The organism is Corynebacterium sp. HMSC076C10, from assembly GCF_001812455.1.
GTDB lineage: Bacteria > Actinomycetota > Actinomycetes > Mycobacteriales > Mycobacteriaceae > Corynebacterium > Corynebacterium jeikeium_D.
On the sequence record NZ_KV809091.1, the window covers coordinates 1 to 1,064 of the forward strand.

Below are 1,064 nucleotides of genomic sequence, written 5' to 3' on the forward strand. Positions count from 1 at the left end.
AAGTTTATCACCACCGACTATTTGCAACAGTGCCCCGTCCGGATACTGCCAGATATCGGCGTCCAGGGAGATGTCCTGAAGCGCGGTGTCCGGAATTTCAGGTTTGTGTCTCTACAAAGACTAACTATCAGAAAAACTCATCGAGCATCAAATGAAACTGCAATTTATTCATATCAGGATTATCAATACCATATTTTTGAAAAAGCCGTTTCTGTAATGAAGGAGAAAACTCACCGAGGCAGTTCCATAGGATGGCAAGATCCTGGTATCGGTCTGCGATTCCGACTCGTCCAACATCAATACAACCTATTAATTTCCCCTCGTCAAAAATAAGGTTATCAAGTGAGAAATCACCATGAGTGACGACTGAATCCGGTGAGAATGGCAAAAGCTTATGCATTTCTTTCCAGACTTGTTCAACAGGCCAGCCATTACGCTCGTCATCAAAATCACTAGCATCAACCAAACCGTTATTCATTCGTGATTGCGCCTGAGCGAGACGAAATACGCGATCGCTGTTAAAAGGACAATTACAAACAGGAATCGAATGCAACCGGCGCAGGAACACTGCCAGCGCATCAACAATATTTTCACCTGAATCAGGATATTCTTCTAATACCTGGAATGCTGTTTTCCCGGGGATCGCAGTGGTGAGTAACCATGCATCATCAGGAGTACGGATAAAATGCTTGATGGTCGGAAGAGGCATAAATGCCGTCAGCCAGTTTAGTCTGACCATCTCATCTGTAACATCATTGGCAACGCTACCTTTGCCATGTTTCAGAAACAACTCTGGCGCATTGGGCTTCCCATACAATCGATAGATTGTCGCACCTGATTGCCCGACATTATCGCGAGCCCATCTATACCCATATAAATCAGCATCCAGGTTGGAATTTAATCGCGGCCTCGAGCAAGACGTTTCCCGTTGAATATGGCTCATAACACCCCTTGTATTACTGTTTATGTAAGCAGACAGTTTTATTGTTCATGATGATATATTTTTATCTTGTGCAATATAACATGGGTTGGCACTGTTGCAAATAGTCGGTGGTGATAAACTT

General features: G+C 43.7%; 1 protein-coding gene. It reads right to left on the reverse strand.

Annotated features, from left to right (window positions below; all coding sequences use genetic code 11):
* Positions 1-127 precede the first annotated feature (127 nt).
* Positions 128-943: an aminoglycoside O-phosphotransferase APH(3')-Ia gene (locus HMPREF2857_RS01585; protein WP_000018326.1), complete on the reverse strand. Its 816-nt coding sequence runs from the start codon at positions 941-943 to the stop codon at positions 128-130.
* Positions 944-1,064 lie beyond the last annotated feature (121 nt).

Bases quoted from the DNA above. Each gene is read 5' to 3' on its own strand.
- HMPREF2857_RS01585 (WP_000018326.1), bottom strand. From the start codon at position 943: ATGAGCCATATTCAACGGGAAACGTCTTGCTCGAGGCCGCGATTAAAT.